Below are 2755 nucleotides of genomic sequence, written 5' to 3'. Positions count from 1 at the left end.
GGGGGCGTCGTGGTGGTGGGTTGGTGGGTTAGGCGTCGCCTCCGGTGTTACCGCTGGTGCCGGCGGCGGGGTTGGTGAGGTCGTAGCGGGTGATGGCTTCTGCGGGGGCGGACCAGTCGATCTCTCCGCGTTTGGCCAGCATTTCCAGGGTGCGTACGACCATTGAGTGCGCATCGATGGTGAAGTACCGGCGTGCTCCGGCGCGGGTGTCAGCGAACCCGAATCCGTCAGCGCCCAACGAGGCCCAGTCGTTGGGTACGTACTGACGCACGGAGTCCGGTAGGGCCGAGGTGTAATCACTGGTGGCGATCACCGGTCCCGTTGCCCCTGCTAGTGCTTGGGTGATGTAGGGGGTGCGTGTTCCTTCACCGGGGTTGAGGAACGCCTCATGTTCGGCGGCGTGAGCATCCCTACGTAGGTTCGTCCACGACGTCACCGACCACACGTCGGCGGAGACCGACCATTCCTCGGCGAGGATCCGTTGGGCTTCTAACGCCCAGGGCACCCCGACCCCGGAGGCCAGCAACTGGGCGCGCGGGCCTTCGTTGGTGGCGGGTTTGAGCAGGTAGATGCCGTTGAGGATCCCGTCCACATCGACGTCTTCGGGTTCGGCGGGTTGGTGGATGGGTTCGTTGTAGACGGTGAGGTAGTACATCACGTTGTGATCCTCATCCGCGTGCCCGTACATGTGTTCGATCCCGCGTTTGACGATGTGGGCGATCTCGTACCCGTAGGCGGGGTCGTAGTGGATCACCGCGGGGTTGGTCGAAGCCAGGATCGGGGAGTGCCCGTCAGCGTGTTGCAGGCCCTCACCGGTGAGTGTGGTACGCCCGGCGGTGGCGCCGATCACGAACCCGCGGGCCATCTGATCGGCTGCTGCCCAGAACTCATCCCCGGTGCGTTGGAACCCGAACATGGAGTAGAAGATGTACACCGGGATCATGGTTTCACCGTGGGTGGCGTAGGAGGTGCCCGCGGCGGTGAACGCAGCGGTGGCCCCGGCCTCGTTGATCCCCGGGTGCAGGATCACACCCTGGGCGGATTCCTTGTACGCGAGCATCAGTTCGCGGTCCACGGAGAGGTAGTTCTGCCCGTTGGGGTTATAGATCTTCGCGGTCGGGAAGAACGAGTCCATCCCAAACGTCCTGGCCTCGTCCGGGACGATGGGTACGATGCGGTGCCCGAAGTCCTTCTCCCGCATCAGGTCTTTGAGGATCCGCACGAACGCCATGGTCGTGGCCGCCAGTTGTTTGCCCGAACCCTTCTTCCCCGAAGCGAAGGCTTTGTCCGAGGGCAAGGTGATCGCCTGCTGGGTGTGGGGGCGATCCGGGAGGAACCCCCCCAACTCCTGACGGCGCTCCAACAAATACTTGATTTCGGGGGAGTCGGGTCCGGGGTGGTAGTAGGGGGCGTTGTAGAGATCCGAGTCCAGTTGCTCATCACTGATCGGGATCCGTAAATGATCCCGGAAGGCCTTGAGGTCTTCGAGGGTGAGTTTTTTCATCTGGTGGGTGGCGTTACGGGCCTCGAAGTGCGGACCCAACCCGTAGCCCTTGACGCCTTGGGCCAGGATCACCGTGGGCTGGCCGGTGTGTTCCACCGCCGCCTTGTACGCCGCGTACACCTTGCGGTAGTCATGGGCGCCGCGCTTGAGGTTCCAGATCTGCTCATCCGTGTAATCGGCCACCAGTTCTTTGGTGGCTGCGGAGCGGGCGAAGAAGTGGTCACGGACGAACCCACCGGATTCGGCTTTGAAGGTCTGGTAGTCCCCATCCAGGGTCTCGTTCATGATCCGCACCAGCTCCCCGGTGTGATCCGCCTCCAGTAAGGCGTCCCATTCCCGGCCCCACACGACCTTGATCACATTCCACCCCGCACCGCGGAAGAACGCTTCCAGCTCCTGGATGATCTTCCCGTTCCCGCGTACCGGACCATCCAAGCGTTGCAGGTTGCAGTTGATCACGAAAGTGAGGTTGTCCAACTTCTCATTCGCCGCTAACTGCAGCACACCACGGGATTCGGGTTCATCCATCTCCCCGTCCCCCAAAAACGCCCACACGTGCTGGTCGGAGGTGTCCTTGATACCGCGGTTATGCAGGTACCGGTTGAACTGCGCCTGGTAGATCGCGTTCATCGGCCCGATCCCCATCGACACGGTGGGGAACTGCCAGAAATCCGGTAAACACCGCGGATGCGGGTACGAGGGCAACCCGTTGGGGGCGTGGGTCTTCTCCTGCCGGAACCCATCCAACTGCTCCTCCGTGAGCCGGCCCTCGAGGTAGGCGCGGGCGTAGTTACCGGGGGAGGAATGACCCTGGAAGAACACCTGATCCCCGCCCCCGGGATGGTCAGGTCCGCGGAAGAAGTGGTTCAACCCCACCTCATACAACGTCGCCACCCCCGCGTAAGAGGAGATATGCCCGCCAACGGAGACTTCCGGGCGTTGAGCGCGGTGGACCATCACCGCCGCGTTCCAGCGCAGGAAAGCCCGGTAGCGGCGCTCGATCTCCTCATCACCGGGGAACTCGGGTTCTTGATCCACCGGGATCGTGTTCACATAATCCGACGTCGTCACCATCGGCACACCCACCGAATGCGTGCCCGCGTGCTGCAACAACGCCCGCATCACGTACTGCGCCCGCGCGGTACCCCGCGCCTGGATCAACGCGTCAAACGACTCGATCCACTCCTGCGTCTCCTGAACATCAGCGTCCTGAAGATTATTCGTCAACCCACTCAAAATGTGGTGATTGCT

At 62.7% G+C, this 2755-nt stretch carries 1 protein-coding gene; it reads right to left on the bottom strand.

Translation table 11 applies throughout. The annotated features are described in order from the left end of the window. Window positions 1-28: 28 nt before the first annotated feature. Window positions 29-2740 (bottom strand): pyruvate dehydrogenase (acetyl-transferring), homodimeric type, encoded by a 2712-nt coding sequence (gene aceE, locus Q9R22_RS13210; RefSeq protein ID WP_311254299.1) that lies wholly within the window; start codon window positions 2738-2740, stop codon window positions 29-31. Window positions 2741-2755: the final 15 nt, after the last annotated feature.

Origin of the sequence: Kocuria sp. PD6 (assembly GCF_031844145.1) — a bacterium.
In the GTDB taxonomy this organism is placed as follows: domain Bacteria; phylum Actinomycetota; class Actinomycetes; order Actinomycetales; family Micrococcaceae; genus Kocuria; species Kocuria marina.
The sequence above is the reverse complement of the archived record's forward strand: the minus strand, read 5'-3'. Positions and strand labels throughout refer to the sequence as shown.